General features: G+C 51.3%; 15 protein-coding genes, 2 tRNA genes and 3 rRNA genes. All 20 read right to left on the reverse strand.

The genetic code is table 11. From position 1 onward, the window contains the following. Window positions 1-218: 218 nt before the first annotated feature. The 20 genes from tagF to MKFW12EY_RS20255 all read right to left on the reverse strand — a co-directional run bounded on the left by tagF (window position 219) and on the right by MKFW12EY_RS20255 (window position 25,993). A complete protein-coding gene (gene tagF / locus MKFW12EY_RS20160; protein ID WP_157199325.1) occupies window positions 219-1,751 on the reverse strand; it encodes a type VI secretion system-associated protein TagF in 1,533 nt (510 codons plus the stop codon). Next, window positions 1,748-5,305, reverse strand: a complete 3,558-nt coding sequence (gene tssM, locus MKFW12EY_RS20165) for a type VI secretion system membrane subunit TssM (protein ID WP_221053649.1) — start codon at window positions 5,303-5,305, stop codon at window positions 1,748-1,750. Before tssM ends, tagF begins: the two co-directional genes overlap by 4 nt. A gap of 9 nt (window positions 5,306-5,314) precedes the next feature. Continuing rightward, on the reverse strand, window positions 5,315-6,481 hold the full coding sequence (gene icmH, locus MKFW12EY_RS20170; RefSeq protein WP_245006364.1) for a type IVB secretion system protein IcmH/DotU: 1,167 nt from the start codon (window positions 6,479-6,481) through the stop codon (window positions 5,315-5,317). A 162-nt stretch (window positions 6,482-6,643) separates the two neighbouring features. Next, window positions 6,644-7,984: a type VI secretion system baseplate subunit TssK gene (gene tssK / locus MKFW12EY_RS20175; protein WP_096876564.1), complete on the reverse strand. Its 1,341-nt coding sequence runs from the start codon at window positions 7,982-7,984 to the stop codon at window positions 6,644-6,646. A gap of 55 nt (window positions 7,985-8,039) precedes the next feature. Continuing rightward, a complete protein-coding gene (gene tagH, locus MKFW12EY_RS20180) occupies window positions 8,040-9,431 on the reverse strand; it encodes a type VI secretion system-associated FHA domain protein TagH (protein ID WP_082409769.1) in 1,392 nt (463 codons plus the stop codon). A 313-nt stretch (window positions 9,432-9,744) separates the two neighbouring features. After that, on the reverse strand, window positions 9,745-10,149 hold the full coding sequence (locus MKFW12EY_RS20185; RefSeq protein WP_054761033.1) for a hypothetical protein: 405 nt from the start codon (window positions 10,147-10,149) through the stop codon (window positions 9,745-9,747). A gap of 159 nt (window positions 10,150-10,308) precedes the next feature. Further along, entirely contained in the window at window positions 10,309-11,553 is a 1,245-nt protein-coding gene (gene amoB, locus MKFW12EY_RS20190) for a bacterial ammonia monooxygenase, subunit AmoB (RefSeq protein ID WP_054761031.1), read from the reverse strand. Between the two features lie 90 nt (window positions 11,554-11,643). Then, window positions 11,644-12,393, reverse strand: coding sequence for a bacterial ammonia monooxygenase, subunit AmoA (gene amoA, locus MKFW12EY_RS20195; RefSeq protein ID WP_054761029.1), 750 nt, complete (start codon window positions 12,391-12,393; stop codon window positions 11,644-11,646). 121 nt (window positions 12,394-12,514) lie between these two features. Further along, window positions 12,515-13,267, reverse strand: a complete 753-nt coding sequence (amoC, locus tag MKFW12EY_RS20200) for a bacterial ammonia monooxygenase, subunit AmoC (RefSeq protein WP_054761027.1) — start codon at window positions 13,265-13,267, stop codon at window positions 12,515-12,517. A 673-nt stretch (window positions 13,268-13,940) separates the two neighbouring features. Further along, window positions 13,941-14,056: ribosomal RNA gene (rrf, locus tag MKFW12EY_RS20205) — 5S ribosomal RNA — on the reverse strand. A 194-nt stretch (window positions 14,057-14,250) separates the two neighbouring features. Further along, window positions 14,251-17,144, reverse strand: a 23S ribosomal RNA gene (locus MKFW12EY_RS20210). 341 nt (window positions 17,145-17,485) lie between these two features. Then, a tRNA-Ala gene (locus MKFW12EY_RS20215) sits at window positions 17,486-17,561 on the reverse strand. Window positions 17,562-17,672: 111 nt separating this feature from the next. After that, window positions 17,673-17,749, reverse strand: a tRNA-Ile gene (locus MKFW12EY_RS20220). A 60-nt stretch (window positions 17,750-17,809) separates the two neighbouring features. Further along, a 16S ribosomal RNA gene (locus tag MKFW12EY_RS20225) occupies window positions 17,810-19,345 on the reverse strand. The 16S, 23S and 5S rRNA genes sit together here with 2 tRNA genes alongside, the layout of an rRNA operon. Window positions 19,346-19,771: 426 nt before the next feature. Beyond that, window positions 19,772-20,692 (reverse strand): tyrosine recombinase XerC, encoded by a 921-nt coding sequence (gene xerC / locus MKFW12EY_RS20230; protein WP_221053650.1) that lies wholly within the window; start codon window positions 20,690-20,692, stop codon window positions 19,772-19,774. A 4-nt stretch (window positions 20,693-20,696) separates the two neighbouring features. After that, window positions 20,697-21,386, reverse strand: a complete 690-nt coding sequence (locus MKFW12EY_RS20235) for a DUF484 family protein (RefSeq protein ID WP_054758950.1) — start codon at window positions 21,384-21,386, stop codon at window positions 20,697-20,699. Then, the gene (gene dapF / locus MKFW12EY_RS20240) at window positions 21,383-22,213 is read right to left on the reverse strand and encodes a diaminopimelate epimerase (RefSeq protein ID WP_054758948.1); all 831 of its coding nucleotides are present in this window, start codon (window positions 22,211-22,213) and stop codon (window positions 21,383-21,385) included. Before dapF ends, MKFW12EY_RS20235 begins: the two co-directional genes overlap by 4 nt. An 8-nt stretch (window positions 22,214-22,221) precedes the next feature. Next, window positions 22,222-23,469 (reverse strand): diaminopimelate decarboxylase, encoded by a 1,248-nt coding sequence (lysA, locus tag MKFW12EY_RS20245; RefSeq protein WP_221053651.1) that lies wholly within the window; start codon window positions 23,467-23,469, stop codon window positions 22,222-22,224. A gap of 2 nt (window positions 23,470-23,471) precedes the next feature. Beyond that, window positions 23,472-23,639, reverse strand: a complete 168-nt coding sequence (gene lptM / locus MKFW12EY_RS23340) for an LPS translocon maturation chaperone LptM (RefSeq protein WP_197495914.1) — start codon at window positions 23,637-23,639, stop codon at window positions 23,472-23,474. Between the two features lie 104 nt (window positions 23,640-23,743). After that, window positions 23,744-25,993, reverse strand: a complete 2,250-nt coding sequence (locus MKFW12EY_RS20255) for a type IV pilus secretin PilQ (protein ID WP_054758946.1) — start codon at window positions 25,991-25,993, stop codon at window positions 23,744-23,746.

Raw genomic sequence — 25,993 nt, forward strand, 5'->3', positions numbered from 1 at the left:
AAATATTTGAACAGAGTCACGAAGCGGCACTATGCAGCCGTTCGCGTCAAACCGGAATGTCGGCACGATATGTCGTCACCGATACGGGATTTAGTAAGCCTTTTGCCGCGCTATCCCGGCAAAAGGCACGAATGCAAACTACCGGGAGTTCCGGCAACGAGCGCCCGGAAAATCGAAAGCCGCTTGCGGAGCAACGGGATCAGGCCGGCTCGCGGCGGTCAGCCGAATTGGGTGACGACGACAGTAATGTTGTCTCGGCCGCTACGCGCCAACGCCTGATTAACCAGGCTATCCGTCGCTTCCCGGCAATCGCCGACAGCCATCAAACCGGCAATTTCAGCCTCGCTCAGCTCCTTGTCCAGACCGTCGCTGCACAGCAAAAAGCGGTCGCCCGGCTCGGCCCGAAAGCGGACCACATCCAACACCAAATCTTGCTGGCCGCCAACGGCCCGGGTAATCACGTTGGCCCCGACCTGCTGTTCGGCCACTTCCCGGGTCATAAACCCGGAATCCATCAATTCGTCTATCAGCGTGTGGTCGCGCGTCAGTTGCCGAAATTGAGCTCCGCGCAGTTGGTAAAGCCGGCTATCGCCGGCCCAAATCGCCGCACATTCTGCCGCTCGGGCCAGCAGCACGACCACCGTGCTACCGATAATCCCGCCCTGCTGCAGACCCGAGGCGAAGCGGCGCAAATCGTCGTTAATTTTTTGCAGCCGCGCCAGCACCACTTCGATTTGCCCATCCAGGCTCTCGGCCGGCGCCATCGCCGATAAGCTATCCACAACCAGGCGGCTGGCCAGGTCGCCGGACTGGTGTCCGCCCATACCGTCGGCAACCACCCACAACCCTTGCGCCGGACAATCCAGCATCGCATCCTCGTTATGTTTGCGCTTGTTTCCGACCACACTAACGCCGTAAGAATGCCAATTCAGCGCAGACGAAGCCGACTCGGCGACTATTTCAGCCCCGTTTACCGCGGCTGGGCCGGACTGGCGGCATTCCAAGATTTGTTTGTAGTTCTGCAACTGCCAGGAGCGCGAAGTTTGCGGTGCGCCCTGTAAAAAATCGGCATAAGTATCGATGGGCGGTAAGCCCTCGCAACATAACAGGGTTGCCGGCCCCGATTGCGTTCCCGCCGATGACCATATGCTGTAACAAGTTAAAAATCGGGCCATCAATGCTTGGCTCAAGTACGGATACGCCAGATTGCTCTGCGCTAAATCCCGCATCTCGAACCCTGACGCAAATTTATTGGGCTGCTGCCGAAAATCCGCAACCGGCTCGGCTTGAAAATAATTGGCCGGGCCGTAACGGTTCCAGGAAATCCCCGATACCGCCGCATCGAAGCCCTCCAAATCGAAGGACTCGCTCAGCACCGATAACGCGACCTCTTCGAGTTGCGAGAACCACACGTTCTCCGGCAGAAACAAGCCCATTAACGTATCGCTAGGCACCGGCTGGGCCAAGGTCAACGGGTAATAGCGCCCCACCCGATCGACACTCGGCATCATCACCCCGGCCCAGGCCGAGTTACCGCATATTCCGGGTCCGAGAGCAAAACGCCAGAGCGGACTGACCAAAAACGAGGATAGCCATTTGTCTCCTAGCGCGTCCTGGCTGGCGCGTAACGAAGATTGCAGCCATTGGTCCCAGGGTTCGATGAATTGGCGGGGCAAACGCCGGCTGACGAAATCGCCTAAGCTAGGAACTTTGCCGAAAAAACCGACTGCCGCCGGCTCGACGTTGGTCACAACGCCTCCGGACAACGAAAGCTTTGGTATTCGCTAATGCCGAACGGATTGTTTACGCTGGCGGCGTGCAATTCGAAACGGGCGCTGAAACCTTCCACTTGTACCGTCAGATTGAAGCGGTCCGGCAAGCCGGTCGGCTCAATGTTGAATTCGTCGAACATACGAAACAGCGCCCAGGCGCCATCTTTGGCACGGCTGACTTGCTTGCCGTCCAAGGTCTCGAATACCACGCGCACCCCGGCGCTGTTATTGCTTCCCGGCCATTGAAATTTGGTCAACTGTTCCGGCCCGTGGCGATAGACCAATTCCTGGCCTTCAACATTGAGCCGAAAGGTGCCGACCCTGTCGTCCAGCGCCAAGGGTTTCAATTCGAACTGCACCTGAGGTACGGCGCCCCCACCCGGAAAAAACGCATCGCGGATTTTGGCGGCAATCTGGAATTGGCGGATGCTGGCCGGCGCCAAGCCCAACGCATTGTCGGATTTAAGCTCTTGCCACTGTACCGCGGCAATATCGACGAACGGTTTTAAATTGGCATTGAAGAACTGGTCGACGATACCGTTCGCGGCGAATACCTTGGCAAAATCGGCCAGCAACACGTCTTGCTGGGTGTTTTTCGCAAACGGATACCGGCCGGCCAATGCCGCTTTGCATGGTATGGCCACGGCGGTTTTCAACATTTCGTTGAGCTGGTTTTTTGCTCCGCTCTTGATTTGTTGGCCGCCGGTGGCGGTCAAAGCATTTAAAGAAGCCGCAATAGGCCCCGGCAAACGGGCGAATTCCATTTTCGCCGCCTGCAGCGGATCAATACCGCCGCCCGCGGCTTTGGCCGCTTCGGTGGATAACGCCTGGCCACCGGCGTTGCTGGCGGAACCGATTTGCATCAAGTAGTCGTGCAGATTCTTAATACTGGCCAGCGCCGAAGCGATTGGCGCCGGCCGGTCCGCCGCTCCGCGCACTTGCGCGTTAAACGGCTCGAAATACGCCTCCAAGGCTTTTACCGGATCGATGCCTTGTTCGCTTTGTTTAGCGACCGCCAGCAATTTTTGGGTGGCCGCTTCCGGCACGGCGATGCCGCCGGCCGCTTTGCTAAGGCTGTCCGCCAATTCGGCCGAGAGTTTGCTCAACGAAGTATTTTTTTCCACTAACTCGAGCAACAGTTTCAGCGGCGAATCCGGTCTGGACAATAGATCCAAGGTATCGACCAGTTGGCTGGTGCCTGCCTGCGGCCGGAATTTAACGGCGGACAATACGCCGTCCCAGGTTTTTTGGTAGTCGGCCAAGTACAACCGCTTGAAATCGCCGTATAAGCGGTCGATTTCGGTCAACGTGTTGCCGCTTTCTGTCCCCAATACCCAATTCTGCTCGCTGGCTTCCTTGACGTAAGACATGCCCTTCTTCAAAAACAGCTCGGTATAGCCATAGGCGGTGAACACGCCAGGCACTACGATCGACTCCAGTTCTTTGCCGTTGGCCGCGACGAAAACCCTGCCGCCATTGGGCGCCAATTGAGCGGCAACGATCAGGTCGCGGCTATGGTCGAACAACGCTTCGCTTTTAAAGCGGCTGTAAACTTGGTTGACCAATGGTATCTGGCTGAGCTTGTTGCGAACCGCGCCGACAAAGTTGTTATCGATCGCGACCGGGTCGAGCGGAAAAGCCAGCAAATTGTCCAAATGGATTTGCAGTTTCGCCTGCGTCTCCGGGTCGGTCGCGAACATTTGTTCCCAATCCAGTTTGACCCAGGGCTGAGCAACCTTAGCGTCCATCCGCTGCGGTTCGCCGAACATCAGATAGACGCGCAGCAATTGGTACAGTACGTCCAGATTGGCGCCTTCTTCACTCTGCATGCGCTGTTGCAAGCGCTGCACGATTTGTACGGCAAAGCCTTCCCGTAACAAGCGCTGGTAAGCCATGTCCACGCCGGAACCGATCTTATCGCCCTGATCCAAACCGAAACCTGTGGTCCAGCCGGCTTGCCGGTAAACGTCCGCCGCAGCTTGTAACGCGTTCAGCTTCGGCAGCAATGCCAAAAATCCGGTGCGTGCATCCCGAGCCACGATATTGCTGGCACGGTAAGCTTCTATCTGTTTATCGACCTCGGCTATCGCCATTTTGTTGGCGGTAAAACTGACCGACCAGACCAACGCCGCAATCGCGACAAACACAAAGGTTGCGCCATAAGCGGCGAGCGTCATCAGCCGGTATCGCCGCTCGATCCGCGGGTCGGTGCCGACCAGGTCCGCTTCCGGAAACACCACCTGTTTCAATAACTTGGTCAGAAAATAGCTTTTGCCGCGGCCGCTCAACAGCGGTACCGCTTGGCGGTCCAGTCTGAAACTGGCGGCCAGGGCCGACATGATGCGGTCGATCGGAGTACCTTCCTGCGTACCGCTGCTGAAGTACACGCCGCGTAATAAAAACGGCTCTTCATAACGATTGGTCGAAAACGTGGCTTGCAAGAAATCACTAGCCACTGTTTTGAACAGCCGCATTTGCTGCGGGAAGTCGAATATGGCAGCACGCCGCTGAACATCGCGCTCTTCCTGCATCCGTTTCAAGCGCCGTTGTACCAGACGTTCGACCAGTTCGTCGTAACCGCGATCGAACTGTTGGATGTGCTCGGCCGGATTATCGCTGGCGGAATCGGTACGCAGAAAGGTTTCACCCCAAACTTGGCTGCGCTCGTCTTCGGTCAAGTTTGCGAAGAAGTCGTTAAATCCGGCAATCAAATCGGTTTTGGTAAACAGCACGTAAACCGGCAACTGCACGCCCAAGCGGTCGTTCAGCTCCATGATTCGACGCCTGACCGCGGCCGCGTGCTGCCGCAACTCTTCTTCCGTTTGTTGCATCAAGTCGCTGACGCTGACCGCAACGAATACGCCGTTTAAAGGCCGACGCGGCCGGTATTTCTTCAGTAATTGCAAAAAACCTTGCCAAGCCGAGGCATCGACTTCCTTGTGGCTGTCCTGCGTGGTATAGCGGCCGGCGGTATCCAGCAGCACCGCTTCGTCTGAAAACCACCAATCGCAGTCGCGGGTACCGCTGACACCCTTGACGGAGTGTTTACCCAAGCGCTCCGCCAACGGGAAATGCAATCCGGAGTTGATCAGTGCCGTGGTTTTTCCGGAGCCCGGCGCGCCGATAATCGCGTACCACGGCATTTCATAGAGAAACTGCGAGCCGCGTTGTTGCTTACGTCCGCTGGTTTTCAACAAAGCCAACGCTTCGTCGAAGCCGCGGCTCAACACATCCAACTCGGCTTCCGCTGCCGCTTCGGTGCCATGGGCGTTATCGGCGGGGTCTTTTCCTGTCAAATCGGCCATCAAATTTTGGTCGCGCTGCCGCGAGAAACGGTAGGCCAATATTCGATAAATCAGCCATACCGTTACCAATAAGCCGATCGATATACCTCTAGCCAATTCCGCTTCCAGTGGCGCAACCCCGGCAATTGCAACCAATGGCCCGATAAACCAGATCAACAGCGCCAGAAACAGCACTCCGATCAGTTCCAACACCCATTTACGTTTGAAAAAATTGATTATCGGTTCCACGCGCAATACTCACTTAATCAGGATGTCGACACGGCGGTTAAACGCTCGATGTTCCGGGCTGTCGTTAGGCTCCAACGGCTCGCCGTCCGCCCGGCCTTCGGCGCGGACGCTTCCGCGCAATTGGGCGGAAGCGGTCAGAATTGCCAAAACATTTTTCGCGCGGGCGGTCGACAAATGCCAGTTGGACGGAAAGCGGGCAGACACAATAGGCCTATCGTCGGTATGGCCGGTAACCAAAATCGAGTCTTGCTGGTTCTCGAGTTCTTTGGCGATTTTTTTTAACATCGGGATGAATTCGGGTTTCACTTGGTCGCTACCCGAGGGGAACGAATTACGAACCCGGATAATGCTGTCGTCTACCACTTCCACCATGTTCTTGGCTATTTCGTCGCGCAATAATGGAATGAAGCGTTGTGCGCGATTAGGGCTTGGCAGGGGAATAACCGGCGAAACCGGAGTGGCAGTTTCAACCGCTGCCAACAAAATTGGCTCTTTGCTCAGCTTGAGCAACTCCTTGTAGGTAGGGTCGGAAGCGGTATTGATAAAAAATGCGAAGCCCAAATAACACAGTAGGGCCAAACCTCCGGCAATGGTCGCAAACACCCATAGCGGCACTCGAGATATTAGAGGATGGACTGCAGTTTTCTGACCTTGCCAACGGGGCGACAACTCCGCCGGATAGTCGCCGCGGACGCGTTGGATTAACTGGTAAAGTTCAAGCCTTTGCTTTTCCAGCTCGTTCATGCCATTCGCCATGATACGAAATTTGCCTTCGAAACCGAAGCTCAATAGTGCATAGCCGAGTTCAATCAGAGCCAGATTCTGAGCGGGTTGCTTTACTAATTGATCGAGAATTTGAAAAAACCGTTCGCCGCCCCATGCTTCCTTGTGAAAAACGATCAATAAGCTCTGATGCCCCCAGTTGCTTTGCGATCCCCAAGGCGTGTTCTGAATGATCTCGTCGAGAAAAGTACACAAGCCGTAACTGGCGATGCGGACGTGTTCTTGCTGTAGGCCCGCGGCTAGCGCCCGATTCTCGAACTCGCTGATCTCTTTAGCCAGTTTTTGTTTTAATTCGTCCACCGCCGCATAAGCGACCGTCACCCTTAATCTGGCGGCCAAAGAAAGCAACCCGGCGGCCAAATCCAACAACGAAGCGGACGCGGACGGCGCCAAAGCACTTATCGGCGGAATATTTTGGTAGCTGGCGGGCGGTGGCGTTGTCGGCTTTTGCCCGGCTCTGCTGATCGTGGCCGAGTCGGGTGAGCGCCCGCCCGGAGAAGGCCGTAAAACGGTTTTATCGTCGTCACCGAATGGACCATTTTGTGTCATCGCCGCCTACCCTTTTTTTATTGCCCAAAACTCCAGTTCCAAACCGGGAAAATTGCCACCGATATGGAACGCAAAACCGCCTGATTCAGCCATTTTCTTCCAATAAGGACTCTGCTTATCGAGTTCGAAATACGAACAGCCCGCGTGGTATGGCAATTGCCTGGGCGCGACCGGCAAAGGGTGTATCGCAATTCCGGGCAAAGCCGCCGTGACTAATTGCGTTATCTCTTCAACCGGGCCGATTTTAACTTGGGGCGGGAAGTGCATGCGCAGCATCTCCGAAGACACTTGCGCACTAGCAGCGAGTATATAGATCGCATTCTCCAACAGCTTTACGTCCGGACGCCCGGAGTAATAAACCGATTGGCTATGCTTGGTAAGCGGTATTTGAATTGCATTTTGTTCCAATACCATACTTAACAAACGCCGTAACTCGTCGATTAACGGGATAAAACAACGACGCAAATCATCGTGCTGGTAGGGTGGAATATTGGCCGGACGCTTGTTCTGTCGGTAAAAAGTTGAGAGGTCGCCCATTATCTGAAGACATAAAGAAAACAGGCTTTCAGGATGCAATGAACTATCGGCCGCCAGATGTTCGAGCAGGGGTTCGTAGCGATTGATGGTTTGCAGCAACAAAAAATCGGCAACTTCGGCAACAGCGGCGCCATGCGACGCTCCTGCAACGCGTGCCGCCAGTGCTTCCCCCCGGGTGTGCAGCAAGCCTTGCAATTCACGGACAAACCCCGCCAGGATGCGACTAGCTGTGGATTGCAATGATGCGGGAATGTACTTTTCGTCCAGTACGACTGTTTTATCCGCTCGAACTTCGACGATATTGGCGACACCGAGGCACAAATAGCCGGAACGCTCCTGCGAAGCCAGAAGTAAACGAGGCCGCATACTCGCAATTTGCACCGGATACCGGCCATCATATCCGGCGTTATTGTCTCTGACTTCCCGATGGTTTATTCGATAACGAGCGAGTCCGTCCGGATTGTGTTCGCTATCGACCTCAATGCCATCCGGCCGCACCAGCGGCAACGCTAAGTAAACTATTTCATTACTTGTTCCCGGTGGGACATCCAAGGGCAACGGCAATTCGTCTTCATGCGGCATATAAAACGGCGTACCGTCTTGGAAAATCCCTCTGGCTTCATTCAGACAAATTTTGCCTATTGCCAATTGGCTAATGTCGATTGCAAGGGTAGACAGCCCCCAGTCGTGAGACCGAATTCCGCGGCAGCGCCCGTCAACCAGCGTATGCAGATAGCGGTCATGCTGTTGAAAGTGCTGCGGCCGCAGAAACATGCCTTCAGTCCAAACAATCCTATTATTTATAGACATACTCTGTTGATCTCTGATTTGTTGGCTTGCATTCGAACCTTGGGCTCTTTAACTCTCAGCGTCGGCTGAATAAATGCATTTGTTTCTCGTACGCGTCGGCGAATTCGTCCCCAAAAAACTCTTCTACGGCTAACGTCTTTAGTTCCGGATATTTTTCACAATAAAGCTCCCAACATCTCGCTTTCTTCTGAAATAACAATCCTTCTCCCAATGTTTTTTCGAAGGCTTCGGGTTCAAATCTCCGCAATATCTCCGCCAATGACGCTTGAATACCCGCTGTGACTGCCATCTGATGGTACTTGATATCCCTGAAGGCTTCACTCACTGCGGCATCCGGGGCGATGAATGCTGGATTGTTTGGCGCCAACATAAGTTTAAGCACACTTTCCACATCGGGATTGAATTTTAGCGGGTTATTTTCCGTTGACCGGATTGTTGTCACCGAAACGCGGAATTCGCTTTTCATCTCCGCACGTACGCGCAAGACATCCATCAAGCCCTCAATCAGATTTCGGAATAATTTCCCTGCGGCGTTCATCGCGGCGCGGCGCTGGGATTCTGGCACAAAATCCAAATCGCTAATTCCAGCACCTCGCATAAAACAACTAAACAACTCAGCGCTATCGGCCGTTGATTCAGGTTGGGGCCTCGGAGCTACTGGGCTCGCGCTTTCGTTTAACTCCGCGAGCGGCGTAAGGTTCTGTGGCTGAGCATTGAATTGCTGATTCGTGCCGGCATTTATGTCTTGAACTGGTTGATCCGAATAAGACGTATCGTCCACTTCGAATGGGGCTGGCGCCGTGGCACCTGGATTATTCCCGCTAGCTAACGGGTCAATTATCGACGCTGCCGATAACGAATCCAACCCTTTTAAAAATTCAGCGATGTCTTTTTCCTGGGCTTCAATTACGTGTACGTTCGCCGATTCGACTTCTGGTGGCGAAAAACTATCTTGGAATGGTTGACTGGGTCCTAACTCTTGGAACGGGAACGGCTTTTCCACCTGTTGTTCGAATACTGAAGGGCTTGACGAGTAAGCAAACGGCGAATCAGGCTCGGTGGCAAACGACTGCGAAAAAGGCCCACGGTCGATTGCCGCTAGATCTATTGCTGGAATATCTCCAGACTCAATTTCAACCTCGACCAGAACCTCGTATTCCCCTATACGCAATATCTCCTTGTCTTGCAGCCTAATTTGCTGGCCTGTTACGTTAATATCGGCATTGACCAGATATGTGCCATTTTTGCTAGTATCTTTTAACTGATATTGACCATTTTGGTACAAAACCTCTGCATGATGGCCTGAAACGAAATTTTCCGGGTCGATCAGTACTAGCGTATTCCCATTTTTCCTTCCTATTGAACCACCGCACTGATTGAATGTAGCAGATAAATTAGTACTTGAAGGAGCACCCTTATATGAGATAACTCTTAGTCTTAGAGGCACGGCGTCATTCCTATATCAGAAGAACTATTAATATAGTATGTTATTGCAAGCAAACCCAAAATAACAAAATTACAAGTTATTAGCTTCCTCATACCGAACCAGAACAATCAAGCCCGCAACTTCATCAAACCCAAAGCGTACCCAACTCTTCGCCTACAAATCTGTAGTTATTTGGAATTAGTAGAGGCGCATTTATTCGCAACTTTGTCTTTTACCAGTAGTATTTCCTCTCCGGGACGAATTAACTTCCCATAATCTGATCTGGCGACGCCTTATAGCGGCGTACTCGACATTAGCCTAATAACTTAAATTGCTATTTTTGTTTGTTTTGAGCTTCTTCGGTAGAAGATACCAAATTTGACATACAATCGACTACACTCTCAACGTAGTTAGAATGCGCATCTGCAAGCGTCTTTGCATCTCCAAAGTCTTGTCGTAACTCCTCTAAGGTTTTTTTCGGATCACCCGACTTATTGAGCTTCAACATTTTTGTATAGTTTTTATAAGCCCGCCTGCGCTGAGGGTCTATTAAAAACAAACCTGGCATATTTGATGACGACGTGTCCACGACGCATTTAGTCATTTCTTCCGGAGCTATTTTATAGTCTTTAATATCCTTTTCCGTTTTCATCTGCTCCAAAATCTCATTTTGATACTCGTCCTTTTCTGCACACCCCATTAATAACAATAGTGAACAAACCAATATAACTTTCTTCATTTCGCCACTCTTAAATTCGAAATATTAATTCTGATTAAAATTATTTCTAATCCGTATTTTTATCAGAAGTTTACACCAAAAAAAACCCCCGCTATTTTTCAATAGCGGGGGTTTGTCGTTAACCTCTAAGCTTTTGATCGCTTAGAGCACTTTCAAGTTTTAGATGAAAGTCGGGATCAGCGGAGCGTCAACAGTTACCAATTGACGGTTGCCGTTTGCATCCCAGAAGAACAACAAGCCAGCGAAACGGCTGTCTGGGTCATAGATCAAGTCAGCCAGACGGTAAACTTCCCAAGCAGCATCAGAAGCGGTAACTTCGATAGTACGGGTTTCACCTGGAGCCAGCGGGCTGTTATCGCTAACAGTCAGACCCTCTTCAGCCAACAAGTCGTCAGGATAGTTGGTGTCATCTTCGTGAACAGCAGGATCCAAGAAGCGAACGCCAGCTGTGTTGAATTCACCCAAACGGACAGCAGAATCGCCGTTGTTTGTTACTGTCAAGGTCATTTGCATTGCACGACCTGGTACACGGTATGTAGCGTCATCAACTTTAACTGAAACAGTAGCTTCAGGCATTTGATAAGTTTTCATACCACGCAACAAACCAGCTTGCAGCGGAGTAGTAACAGGGTATTTTTCGTTAGTAGAAGCCATAGAAGCCGCTACGATAACCATGGTACCAACGCCGAACAACATACCGACTTTTTTGTCACCAGACGAGATCAAAGAGTCTGCTTTACCTGTGCTAACAGCGATGTGACGTGGAACGAAAATCGGACGTTTGACCCAAAAGATCAACCAAGCGAACGCGATTGCGAACCATACAGCGTGCCAGAAGTAAACGTTATCCAGAGCGTAGTTTTCCAAGTTGATGGTTTGACCAGTCAAAGTGGTAACAGGGTTTACGAACTCGCTCATAGAACCAGTTACAGTTACCCATTTACCAGGACCGATGATTGGACCACCGCCTTGTACGTTCATCATAGAGTGAACGTGCCAGTCGCCAGGACGACGAGCTTTCAACAGTACTTTAAACTCATAAACTTCGCCCAGTTCCAAAGAAACAGAACGTGGAACCAGTTGACCGCCGATCCAAGAACCAGCACGAATGAATACTGGACCAGGGATACCAACGTTCAAAAATGAAACTTCTGGTTTATCAACAGTTTCTGGCCATCCTGCGAATACCAGGAATTTACCGGAAATTGTCATAGTATCGTTGACAGCTACTTCTTCTTTTGACCAGTTCAAGTCAAACCAGTGAATAGTACGCATACGCATGAACGCAGCCTGTGACTTTTCACCATGAGCAGATGCTGCTGGAGCGTAGAACATCGCTGTTGCCATTGCAACCAACAGTGCGACAAAGGACAGTTTTGCAACTTTGTCTTTTATTATTTTCATATTTCCTCCTCTATTACTAGAGAATCTTGTAATTAAGACCTGCTGGCACTTTTATGGTGCTCAGCTTTCATTTTCAATCAAAACTTCAGATTAGGATGCGTCGTCGGCGATGAATCCGGTTTGAGCGAACCATCTGCCAAAGAAGTGCCACAAGAAGTAGATGATGATAGAAACGAATCCAGAGAAGAACGCTGATACAGGAGCAACGTCTTTACCGAAAGTTCTTAATGTACCTTTCTCAACCATACGGATGTACTCAGGTGTACCGGTACGAACATAGTGGTAACCTTGCAAGTCAGCCAGGGTCATCATCATGCCGTTGTACTCTACAGGAACGTGCAGAGGAGCAATTACCGGCCAGTTGCCTGGGTAGAACAACAAACCGTAAGCCAAACCACCCAAAACAGCAGTCAAGGTCATGCTGTTACCCAACATCAGGATCACGTCAAGAACGATAGCGCCTGGCAGCAGGTTAGATGGGAAGCAAATGTTTACTGGGAAGTAAGTCCAACCCCAGAAGTTCATGTAACGGTTGATCCACTCACCAACCATCAGAGCAACAACAGAAATGGTTGCACCGATTGGCAAACGGTATCTCCACCACAAGCAAGCTTGAACAGCCGCAGGAAATGTAATAGAAACGATAGGCGCTACGGTTACCCACAGACGTCTGTCTTTCCAGTCGGTCCAGAAGTCCCAGTCACCACCGGTCAACATGTAGTGAATGTGGTAGCCACCCAGAACCGCGGTGAACAGTGTAAAAAGAATCATCCAGTCGAACGTACGGGAAACTTGAACCGCTTCCGCACGAGAACGTACAGCTGATTGAGATGCGCTCATTAGCTTACCTCCTAAAGAATTAAAATTATATTTTTTTCACTTCTCTTTATCCTACCGCCACCCTTTAGATTAGAGCAGCGGCAGGAAAGGAGATAGTATTTTACTTTTTAAAGATAAGCTATTAAGCCAGATCTTTTTTCAACAACTTGGCGATGCACATTACTTCGTAGTTCACAACACCCATAACAGCCAGAGCCGCCCAACCAAAGAATACGAAACCGTAGTGCAATGGAGCAACGAACAACTCTTCCATAAACCAGAATGTGTGACCCCATTCATTCAAACCAACGTTTGGCAGAATCATGAATGGACCGATAACCACAACCAAGTACATCAGGTGCAGACCTTCTTGGTAAGAAGGCAGTCTGGTTTTTGCATACATGAAAGAAGCTGAACCAGTGATGATGTAGATTGGGTATGACAGGTAGAATTCGATGATGTGACTTGGAGTAAAGTCAGTATCACGAACGATTGTTTGGTGCCAAGTACCGTCTTGCTCGGTGAAGTAAGAAGCGCCCCAGTAGATAGCCCAACCGTAGCAAACCAACCAAGTCCAGTGTGTGAAATGACGACGCAGTTCTTCACGTGGAGTGATTGACATTACTTTGCGATCACGAGTTTTCCAGATGTAGCCGTTGATACCAGCAAACAACAGTACTTCGATAACGATCTCGATGTACAGCATGTTCATCCAGTATGTTTCAAACTCAGGTGCGAATGAGTCAAGACCAGCGGACCAGCCGTAAACACCTTCATACCAGCGAATGAATGAATAGAAAACCAAGTACAGAGCAACGCCCGCCCATAGGTTTCTTTGATTTAAAAGCGGTGCTTCCGCAGCATCAGCCTTAACTGATTCAGTTGTAGCAGCCATTTCTACCTCCTAAAAGATTATCTAAATCCCCGATCGTATCGGGAGTTCTTTGTTTTTCCTTATTACCAGACTTCTTACGAAGACACCCGCGTCCCTTAAGGTGCGAGGCAGTCTACCACCTAACAAATTGTTGTCAAGCCAAATTCAACTTTTTCCATTCCGTTCTCATCCCCCTAACTTCGTATGATCGGATAATGGATAGATTCATTTGCATTAGCCACTAGAACTCACGCTTTTCGTCTCCTCAAGCCAAATTAACACATGTGCCGAGCAGTTTTTTGCTTAGTCGGGAAGGAAGAGTAGTTTCTCGGGTCGTAGGTCGATTTGATTTCGCAGACTGGCGAGCGCAAATAGACGCGTTGTAGCTGATTCAGCCATAGTGAACTGACCGCCGTGGCTGTAACAGGCGCTTGAGCATGAAGAAGTTGGAGGAGATTCTTCGCGCCTGCTTTGAATCTGCAAGCTCGGCAGGAGACGCTTAAGGCCGGCACGAGATAGCAGCCGCTGCTAAAGGCCGCTATTGCGATGATTCGCTCCTCCGTGCTGGTAAGTTGAAGAAGGTGTGCGATGTTGGCGTGGCTTGCCCGCTGGAGGCGCGTTGTTGGGGCGTTATGAAGGGGGCAAAGCGAGGGGCAAAAAAAAGCCCGTGGTTAGACGGGCTTGATATTTAAGAGCTTGGCGATGACCTACTTTCACATGGCAACCTGCCACACTATCATCGGCGCTAAGCGGTTTCACTTCCGAGTTCGGGATGGGATCGGGTGGTTCACGCTTGCTATGTTCACCAAGCAAACTGGTTTGGTTGGTTTAAGCCAACCGTCATGCACAGGGATCAATCTAGTCTCTGCTAGACCTTTCAAGTAGTTTGACACGTTGTGCCTTGTACTTTTCACCTGTTTTCATGGAAATCTGTATGAGTTGGTATCGTTCTCAGGTTTTGTTCAGCGATTGTCGTGTGACAACCCAAACGCATTGGGTGTTATATGGTCAAGCCTCACGGGCAATTAGTACACGTTAGCTACGCCCATTACTGGACTTCCACACCGTGCCTATCAACGTCGTCGTCTCCAACGGCCCTTCAGGGGACTTATAGTCCCAGTGAGATCTCATCTTGGGAGGGGCTTCCCGCTTAGATGCTTTCAGCGGTTATCCTGTCCGAACGTGGCTACCCGGCAATGCCATTGGCATGACAACCGGAACACCAGAGGTTCGTCCACTTCGGTCCTCTCGTACTAGAAGCAGCTTCCCTCAAATCTCAAACGCCCACGGCAGATAGGGACCGAACTGTCTCACGACGTTCTGAACCCAGCTCGCGTACCACTTTAAATGGCGAACAGCCATACCCTTGGGACCTGCTTCAGCCCCAGGATGTGATGAGCCGACATCGAGGTGCCAAACACCGCCGTCGATATGAACTCTTGGGCGGTATCAGCCTGTTATCCCCGGCGTACCTTTTATCCGTTGAGCGATGGCCCTTCCATACAGAACCACCGGATCACTAAGACCTACTTTCGTACCTGCTCGACTTGTCCGTCTCGCAGTCAAGCACCCTTATGCCTTTGCACTCATTGCCTGATTTCCGACCAGGCTGAGGGTACCTTCGTGCTCCTCCGTTACTCTTTGGGAGGAGACCGCCCCAGTCAAACTACCCACCAGACACTGTCCCTAATCCAGATAATGGATCGAGGTTAGAACTCCAAACATACCAGGGTGGTATTTCAAGGTTGGCTCCACAAGAACTGGCGTTCCTGCTTCAAAGCCTCCCACCTATCCTACACAAGTAGGTTCAAAGTCCAGTGTCAAGCTATAGTAAAGGTGCACGGGGTCTTTCCGTCTAGCCGCGGGTACACTGCATCTTCACAGCGATTTCAATTTCACTGAGTCCCAGGTGGAGACAGTGTGGCCATCGTTACGCCATTCGTGCAGGTCGGAACTTACCCGACAAGGAATTTCGCTACCTTAGGACCGTTATAGTTACGGCCGCCGTTTACTGGGGCTTCGATCAAGAGCTTCTCCGAAGATAACCCCATCAATTAACCTTCCAGCACCGGGCAGGCGTCACACCCTATACGTCCACTTTCGTGTTTGCAGAGTGCTATGTTTTTGCTAAACAGTCGCAGCCACCGATTTTTTGCAACCCCCTTCCGCTTCAGCCGCGAGGGCTTACACGTACCAAGGGCATACCTTCTCCCGAAGTTACGGTATCATTTTGCCTAGTTCCTTCACCTGGGTTCTCTCAAGCGCCTTAGAATTTTCATCCCACCCACCTGTGTCGGTTTAGGGTACGGCCACTATTAACCTGAAGCTTAGAGGTTTTTCTTGGAAGCAGGGCATCTATCACTTCGCGTTTCTTTCGAGACACTCGTCATCACATCTCAGCATAAAGCACCCCGGATTTGCCTAAGATGCCTGCCTACTTGCTTAAACGGCCACTTCCAACAGACCGCTGATATAGCCTTCTCCGTCACCCCATCGCAGTTAATACTGGTACAGGAATATTAACCTGTTTTCCATCGACTACGCTTTTCAGCCTCGCCTTAGGTGCCGACTAACCCTGCGTCGATTAACGTTGCGCAGGAAACCTTGGGTTTACGGCGAGGGGGTTTTTCACCCCCTTTATCGTTACTTATGTCAGCATTCGCACTTCCGATACCTCCAGCCGACTTCTCAATCGACCTTCGCAGGCGTACGGAACGCTCCTCTACCACTCACGCAAAGCGTGAATCCGTAGCTTCGGTACTATGCTTAGCCCCGGTGAATCTTCCGCGCAGACCGACTCGACCAGTGAGCTATTACGCTTTCTTTAAAGGGTGGCTGCTTCTAAGCCAACCTCCTGGCTGTCTGTGCCTTTCCACATCGTTTCCCACTGAGCATAGATTTGGGGACCTTAGCTGACGGTCTGGGCTGTTTCCCTTTTCACGACGGACCTTATCACCCGCCGTGTGTCTCCCGTGCTGACACTTGCTGGTATTCGGAGTTTGCATCGGGTTGGTAAGTCGGGATGACCCCCTAGCCGAAACAGTGCTCTACCCCCAGCAGTGATACACGAGGCGCTACCTAAATAGCTTTCGAGGAGAACCAGCTATCTCCGAGCTTGATTAGCCTTTCACTCCGATCCACAACTCATCCCCTACCTTTTCAACGGGAGTGGGTTCGGTCCTCCAGTCAGTATTACCTGACCTTCAACCTGGTCATGGATAGATCGCCCGGTTTCGGGTCTACACCTTGCGACTAAACGCCCTATTAAGACTCGGTTTCCCTACGCCTCCCCTATTCGGTTAAGCTTGCCACAAAATGTAAGTCGCTGACCCATTATACAAAAGGTACGCAGTCACCCCACGAAGGGGCTCCTACTGCTTGTACGCATACGGTTTCAGGTTCTATTTCACTCCGCTCTCCGCGGTTCTTTTCGCCTTTCCCTCACGGTACTGGTTCACTATCGGTCAGTAAGGAGTATTTAGCCTTGGAGGATGGTCCCCCCATATTCAGTCAACGTTTCACGTGCGCCGACCTACTCGATTTCATGCTGAAGACGTTTTCGTGTACGGGGCTATCACCCTGTATCGCCGGACTTTCCAGACCGTTCCACTAACGTCATCAACACTTAAGGGCTAGTCCCCGTTCGCTCGCCACTACTAAGGGAATCTCGGTTGATTTCTTTTCCTCCGGGTACTTAGATGTTTCAGTTCTCCGGGTTCGCTTCAGTGAGCTATGTATTCACTCAAAGATGACGAGGTTATCCTCGCCGGGTTTCCCCATTCAGACATCTCCGGATCACAGGCTGTTTGCCGCCTCCCCGAAGCTTTTCGCAGGCTACCACGTCTTTCATCGCCTCTTACTGCCTAGGCATCCACCGTATGCGCTTATTCACTTGACCATATAACCCGAATACGTCTGCTTTCACTTAGCTTTCGATTTGCATCTCCGGCTTCGCTAGGCTTACTATTTAAGTTATTTGTCAGCTGACATGTTCGCTGATGTTGCTTGAGAACGATTCGCGGTTTACTTTCGGCGTTTATCTTTCGATAATTGCCTTTCATAAACTGCAACTCGTTTCAGTTTTGATCGTTTCCGATCAAGACTTGGTTACAGATTTCCATATTGTTAAAGAGCGTATTGATCCGAGGACCAATTCTATAAAGTCTGTTGCCAAACGTTATAGAGATGATCGCCTTCACGGCTACGGCAGACGCGGGTGCTTGGTTTGCTTCTGGCTAGTGGTGGAGCCAGGGAGGATCGAACTCCCGACCTCCTGCGTGCAAGGCAGGCGCTCTCCCAGCTGAGCTATGGCCCCGAAAACAGTCAAAAGACTAAAGCCGAAACCCTCAAGATCAACACAGGAGCAATCCAACGACTGTCTCTTGCTTGTTCAGTTGCCTTGCTGCTTTCGTCTTGCTTTTCGCGTTGGTGGGTCTGGGAGGATTTGAACCTCCGACCTCACCCTTATCAGGGGTGCGCTCTAACCAACTGAGCTACAGACCCAGGTGCGTCTTTCAATCGAAATAATTTGTTGTGGATACGTGTAACGGCGTTCTGTCTTTGTAAGGAGGTGATCCAGCCCCAGGTTCCCCTAGGGCTACCTTGTTACGACTTCACCCCAGTCATGAATCACAAAGTGGTAAGCGCCCTCCCGAAGGTTAAACTACCTACTTCTTTTGCAACCCACTCCCATGGTGTGACGGGCGGTGTGTACAAGGCCCGGGAACGTATTCACCGCGGCATTCTGATCCGCGATTACTAGCGATTCCGACTTCATGCAGTCGAGTTGCAGACTGCAATCCGGACTGGGACCGGCTTTGTGGGATTTGCTTGACCTCACGGTTTCGCTGCCCTCTGTACCGGCCATTGTAGCACGTGTGTAGCCCTACCCATAAGGGCCATGATGACTTGACGTCGTCCCCACCTTCCTCCGGTTTATCACCGGCAGTCTCCCTAGAGTTCCCGACATTACTCGCTGGCAACTAAGGATAAGGGTTGCGCTCGTTACGGGACTTAACCCAACATTTCACAACACGAGCTGACGACAGCCATGCAGCACCTGTCTCTCGGTTCCCGAAGGCACCAAGTCATCTCTGACAAGTTCCGAGGATGTCAAGGGTAGGTAAGGTTCTTCGCGTTGCATCGAATTAAACCACATGCTCCACCGCTTGTGCGGGCCCCCGTCAATTCATTTGAGTTTTAGCCTTGCGGCCGTACTCCCCAGGCGGTCAACTTAATACGTTAGCTCCACTACTAAGTTCTTAAAGAACCCAACAGTTAGTTGACATCGTTTACGGCGTGGACTACCAGGGTATCTAATCCTGTTTGCTACCCACGCTTTCGTACCTCAGCGTCAGTTTGAGTCCAGGGAGCCGCCTTCGCCACTGGTGTTCCTTCAGATCTCTACGCATTTCACCGCTACACCTGAAATTCCACTCCCCTCTACTCAACTCTAGTTGCCCAGTATCAAATGCAGTTCCCAGGTTAAGCCCGGGGCTTTCACATCTGACTTAAACAACCGCCTACGCACGCTTTACGCCCAGTAATTCCGATTAACGCTTGCACCCTCCGTATTACCGCGGCTGCTGGCACGGAGTTAGCCGGTGCTTCTTGTATGGGTAATGTCAGTCTACCGGGTATTAACCGATAGGTGTTCCTTCCCATTGAAAGTGCTTTACAACCCTCAGGCCTTCTTCACACACGCGGTATTGCTGGATCAGGCTTTCGCCCATTGTCCAATATTCCCCACTGCTGCCTCCCGTAGGAGTCTGGGCCGTGTCTCAGTCCCAGTGTGGCTGATCATCCTCTCAGACCAGCTACGGATCGTCGCCTTGGTAGGCCTTTACCCCACCAACTAGCTAATCCGACATAGGCTCATCTATTAGCGCAAGGCCCGAAGGTCCCCTGCTTTCATCCGTAGATCGTATGCGGTATTAGCGTGAGTTTCCCCACGTTGTCCCCCACTAATAGGCAGATTCCTATGCATTACTCACCCGTCCGCCACTCATCAAAGGTGCAAGCACCTTATCAGCGTTCGACTTGCATGTGTTAAGCATACCGCCAGCGTTCAATCTGAGCCATGATCAAACTCTTCAGTTTAATTTTGGTTTGCCGCTAAGAAAGATTAGCGACCAATCTTGACTCGATTACAGAACGTAATTTATAAGCTTAAATTGACGTGGTCTGTATCGATAGTTTCTAACAGAAACGTATCGCTACACATACCCACACAAATTATTTCGATTCAGTTTGTTAAAGAGCCAGAGCATTTCGCCCTGTTGAGCCGACATATTCTACAGCAATCAGAAATCATGTCAACCACTTTTTTTTAACCGACTTTCAACTCTCAAAATCCAACACAAGAACCGAAGCCAATCAAAACAAGCAATTTGCCATCACCAAAAGCAACCAGCAAACCACTCGCCCTCACCACTCAAAGGATTTAAACTTCAAATCCCTAAACAGCTCAGCAGTGAAGAGCCGCTCATTGTATTCACTTCAAACCTCACTGTCAACTACTAATCGTCACTCGCGCGACTTTTCTTCACTTTCTCGGGCTTTCCGAGACCGAGGGTGAGCTTTATCGTACACACTGGCCAAGTGCTGAAAATCCAAATGAGTGTAAATTTGCGTTGTAGCAACGCTGCTATGCCCCAGCAATTCCTGCACGGCTCGAATATCCTGGCTAGATTCCAACAAATGACTAGCAAAAGAATGTCTTAACATGTGCGGATGGACATGCTCATCGAAATCGAGCTTCGCAACCCACCGATTCAACCGCAACTGAACGGTTCGTTGAGATAACCTTCTCCCCGCAGACGATATAAACAGTGCCGGGGTAGAAAAATCCGGCCGCACTTTCAGCCAAGTCTTGATCGCTACAGCAGCTTTAGACCCCAATGGCACCTGCCTTTGTTTACCGCCCTTGCCGAAACGCACCCTCAGAAAACCCTCTGCGAAATCAAGATCGACATCATCCAGCATTACCAACTCGCTCAATCTGAGCCCGGACGAGTAAAATAGCTCGAACATAGCAACGTCTCTGATTTCAAGCACGGAACCGGCTTCGGCATCCAATATTCCAGCCATCTGGTCAACATCCAATACCTTCGGTAATCGCTTGGGCGCCTTAGGCGCTTTGACGTGCAAAGCTGGATTGACAGCAACCCGATTACTTTTCAACAAAAATCGGTAAAAACTGCGCAACGCCGCCAGATCGCGGCGAATGGTTTTACTACTGATTCGGTCCTTATGCCTCGCGGCTATATACTGGCGGACATCGCTAGCCTGCACGTCAGTCCACTGCAAAATATCCTTCGCTTTGCAGTAATCGGCAAACCGCCTCAAATCTGATTGGTAGCTGATCGCCGTATGCTCTGCAACCCTTTTTTCTTCGCGCAAGTAACGCAGAAATAAATTAACTGCTTCGTCTTCAGCGACATACACAGCGTTAATCCAATTGCTGCAACAACGAAATCAATCGCGTCCCGATAATCTCGCTCATCTGAGTCAGAAACACGCTCCCCATGCTGTAATGAAACCGGCCCTCATCGCGACTACCGATGGCCAATATGCCTTCTAGCTGAGTAAACACCATCGGAATAATCGCACATGACCTGACTTCCATAGCTGCATCACCGAACAAGAAAGTCGCTTGCGCCAAAGTCGGCCGCCCGCATTTCGGCTGATTGGTCGCCAATTCGTTTGCAAAATGCTTCAAATTCGGCTCGTCCGCTGTGACGAACAAATTACTGATTGGCGAGCACCCGCCGTCTCTGACGATTTTGATACCGACAAAATCGGTCAAAAAGCATTCCGCCAACACCTCGCTCAAATTAGCCACCGCATCCTCCAGAGAATTCGCTTCCAACATCGCCAGCGTCAGTTCGTGCATCCGATTAAACGAAGCATCGTTCTCCCTGGCAATATCGATCAACGCATTCAATTGGCTCTCTTGCTCTTGATGTTTGGCTCGAAAAATCTCCAGTTGCTTGGATATCAACGAAATTGCGGTACCGCTGGGGTGCGGAATATGCATTTGTTCCAGCAAATCCAGATGCCGGTGAAAAAAATCCGGATGAAGGCGTAAATAGTCGACCACCGCTGCATCCGTGATCTCTGTTTGATGCTCTTCGATCATATGCTTATTCGTCCTTCAAATACCTTAACCGCCGGCCCGGTCATCAACACCGGACACCCTCTGCCCTGCCAGGCGATCTGTAACTCGCCGCCCGGCAAACACACATTAACCTGGCTATCCAACAATCCCTGCTCGATACCCGCGACCGCCGCCGCACAGGCACCGCTGCCGCAGGCCAGAGTTTCCTCCGCCCCCCTTTCGTAGACCCGCAATTTAACGCGCGAACGATCGATGACTTGCATAAAACCGATATTCGCTCGCTGCGGAAAAACCTCATGGCACTCCAAACGCTTTCCCAAACTCGCCACCGGCGCTTGCTCGACGTCGTCGACAATCAACACCGCGTGCGGATTACCCATGGAAACCGCCGCAAACGCAATCGATTCGCCATCGATTTCCACGTGGTAAACCGGCAACTGCGTTGGCGCATTTAGCGGAATTTGAGCAGGGTCGTGCCGGGGCAACCCCATATTAACCGTCACCAAACCGTCCCGACCAATGCCGAGCACCAACTGACCCGCATCGGTATCGACGACTATTTCATCCTTATCGCACAAGCCTTTATCCCACACGAAGCGGGCAAAACACCTGGCACCGTTGCCGCATTGCGACACTTCTCCGCCATCGGCATTAAAAATGCGATATTTAAAATCGGCATTTGCGCTAACCGGTTTCTCCACCAACAACAATTGGTCGCAACCGACACCGAAATGGCGATCGGCCAAAAAGCGAACTTGCTCGGCGTTCAAATCAATCTGCTGCGAAACGGCATCGATGACGATGAAATCGTTACCCAAGCCATGCATTTTGGTAAAAAGAATCTCCATAACTTTCTCTATGACAACAACCGTTCCCCGGCCCACAGTTGTTGAACGGTCTCCCGCTCCCGGACCAGATGGCAACTGTTGCCGTCCACGATCACCTCAGCAGCCCGCGGCCTGGAATTGTAATTCGAGCTCATCGAGAACCCATAGGCGCCGGCAGAACGCACAGCCAATAAGTCGCCTGGAGCCAGTTTCAATAAGCGGCCTTTACCCAAAAAGTCGCCGGTTTCGCAAACTGGACCGACAATGTCCCACTCCAACTCCTGTCCTGAATCTGCCAACTCGGCCGGCACGATATCCTGCCAAGCACTATACAGTGCCGGCCTGAGCAGGTCATTCATCGCCGCATCGACTATCGCAAAATTTTTATTGGCAGTTGGCTTTAGATACTCCACTTTGGTCAGCAAAATACCGGCGTTGCCGACAATCGCCCTGCCGGGCTCCAACAAAATCTCGAAATCACGACCACCCAGGCGCTGTAGCAACGCTGCGACGTACTCCGCCGGCGAAGGCGGAAATTCGTCGCGATATCTAATTCCCAAGCCGCCGCCCAAATCCAAATGCTGCAGATTGATCCCTTCCGCCGCCAGCAAATCCACCACAGCCAGCACCCGATCCAGCGCATCCAGAAAGGGATTTAGCCCGGTCAACTGCGAACCAATGTGGCAATCGATGCCAACCACTTTAATATTCGGCATAGCGGCAGCGCGCCGATACTCGTGAATAGCACTATCGATGTCGATACCGAATTTATTCTCTTTCAACCCGGTTGAGATATAAGGATGGGTTTTGGCATCGACATCGGGATTAACTCGAAATGATACCGGTGCCAATACGCCCACTTGTCCGGCCAACTCGTTGATACGATCTAGCTCGCCGCTGACTTCGACGTTAAAGCAGCGAATGCCGGCTTTCAGCGCCGCCAGAATTTCATCCGCTCGCTTACCTACACCGGAAAATACGATATCCCCAGGGCGACCGCCAGCCGCCAATACCCGCTGCATCTCGCCGAGCGAGACGATATCGAACCCGGAACCCAAGCGGGCTAACAGATTGAGCAGCGCAATATTCGAATTGGCCTTCACGGCGTAACAAATCAAATGCGGATGCGCACCGAAAGCCCGGTCGAAGGCCTGCCAATGTTGCTCCAATGCAGCGCGGGAATAGACATAACAGGGCGTGCCGTAATCGGCGGCAATAGAGGAAGCCGCAACGTCTTCGGCAAACAAGGCCTGTTGCCGGTAGCTAAAAAAATCCATGTTTATTTTTCTTGTTTGGGAACGTAAATCGGTGGCGGACTATCCGGCATATATAAAGGTCCAGTTTGGCCGCAGGCCTGCAATAGCAGACACCATAGAATCACAGTAAGCAGTCGTTCGGTTGGCATGAGTAAAGAATACAGGTTACGTTGGTCGGCGGAATATACCATAGCCCGCAAACCGAAAGAACGCGGCACCGCCCGGCAAGCGGCGAGATCACGAAAAAAGGGGCTAACGCCCCTTTTGCCCGACCGCGCCTTGACCAGGAAGGCAACTATTTGGCGCTCAAAGATTCCTTGACAATTTTAGGCGTTATGAACACCAACAATTCTTTCTTGTTGTCGGTTTTTATGCTCTTTTTGAACATCCAACCGATGACCGGCAGATCGGATACCCAGGGCACGGTGTTGTACGAATCCTGCACCGTGGACTCGTAGATCCCGCCCAGGACCACGGTCTCGCCATCCTCGACCTGCACCTTGGTTTTCAACTGCCGGGTATCGATCGGTACGGTAGCATTGCCGCCTGTCGCCAGCGGCGTACCCGGCGAATCCTTTTTGATATCTAGTTGCATAATCACACTGCCGCTCGGCGTAATTTGCGGAGTGACGTTCAGTTCCAACACTGCGTCGACCAACTGCGTGACCGGGCCGGTTGCCTGGCTTTGGGTTTGATAAGGAATCTGCACACCCTGTTTGATCGAAGCCTGCACCCGGTCACTGGTCATGACGCGCGGGTTGGATACCAATTCACCCTTGCCGTCGTCTTGCAAAGCATTGATTTCCAGATTCAATAAGTAGTCTGCGCCCCTCGCCAGAGTCAACGCCAACGCCCCCCCGCTGGAAGCGGCCAATGCCGATCCCAGATCCGCCAAAATTTGCGAGTTTTCACTCGTATCGACACCGGCGCCGGTCATACCGTATTGCGTCCCGCCGTTGACGTCGGTCTTATGGGCGACGCCAAATTTGGTTCCCAAATTCTGGGCAAAAGAGGTATCGGCAATCACAATGCGCGACTCGATCAACACCTGCCGAACCGGAACGTCCAGCAATTTGATCATCTTGCGCACATCCTCCATCGCTTTCGCAGTGTCTTTAACGATCAAGGTATTGGTCCGCGCATCGACTATCGCGGTACCGCGCGGCGACAACAACCGCATACTCGCCGCCCCGCCCAATGCACCGGCTTGGCCGCCGACACCCAAGCCGGAGGGGCTGGAAGTAGCTCCACCGCCGCATCCGCCAGCACCACCGCTAGAACCGCCTGCTCCCGACTGTCCGCCTTGGGAATTATTGCCAATACCCATCAGTACGCCACAGATTTCTGAAGCTTTAGCGTAATTGATCTGGATATTTTCGGTTTTTAACGGCTCCAGCTCTTCGAAAATTTTCTTCGAGTCCAGTTCTTCCTGCTCGATTTTCATAATCTCGGCCACCGGCGCCACCATTACCACGTTACCGTTTTGCCGTTTCGCTAATCCTTTGGCTTTTAGTATCAATTCTAAAGCCTGATCCCAAGGCACATCGTTCAAGCGCAACGTGACGTTACCGGCCACCGAATCGGCGGCGATAATGTTCAACTCGGTAAAATCGGCGAGAATCTGCAACACCGAGCGAACCTCGATATCTTGAAAATTCAAAGACAGCTTGTTGCCGACATAGGGAAACTTTTCCTTTTGTTGAGCTTCCTTTTCCGCCGGAGTCAGCGGCCGAAACTCCACCGTCAACAAGTTATCCGCTTGATACGACGAGTAGTCGTAATTGCCGTTGCTCGGCGTTATGGTGATGTTGACGCTATCGCCCTTCGGCACCGCCTCGATTCTTTGCACGGGCGTAGCGAAGTCCGACACGTCGAAGTTCTTGACCAAGGATTCCGGCAAACGGGTGTTCAGAAAATTCAATACCACTTTGCCGCCGCTCTGTTTGGTATCCACCACGGTATTGGCTGCGGACAAGCCCAGCAACAGACGCCCTTCGCCATTCGGCCCGCGCCTGAAGTCGATACTCTTGATATTTTGCTCAGGCAAAAACTTGCTTATGGCGGAATTCTTAACCGCAGATGGCGCTTGTTGGACTGTGCTATTGACAGCGGAAACCGTACCGGCCGATTTTAAAATCACGTAATACTTGTCGCCTTCCACCCGGGTTTCGTAGGGAACCTTCTCGACCAGGTTGATAATGACCCGGGTGCGGCCCGACGCCTCCACCACGTATACGGTACCGGCCGCACCTTGATTGATCGGAAAACTTTTTTTCGCCAGATTACTTTTGACGCCGGCAAAATCCAATGCAATTCTGGACGGATTATCGGTTTGAAAAATTTTCGGTTCAACCAAGCCGCCGCTGGTTTCCAACTGAATTTGGACTTGGTTACCGGCCAAAGAAGAAAACTCCAGATTATTGATTGCCGCATCTTCGGCACGTACCGATAACCCTGCCAACCACAACACCAGAAACAAAAGGCATTGTTGGCTCGCCAACCGTCCCAATCCAATCCGTACGTTACTATTTAGTTCAATGCTCAT

Origin of the sequence: Methylomonas koyamae (assembly GCF_019669905.1) — a bacterium.
Taxonomy (GTDB): domain Bacteria; phylum Pseudomonadota; class Gammaproteobacteria; order Methylococcales; family Methylomonadaceae; genus Methylomonas; species Methylomonas koyamae.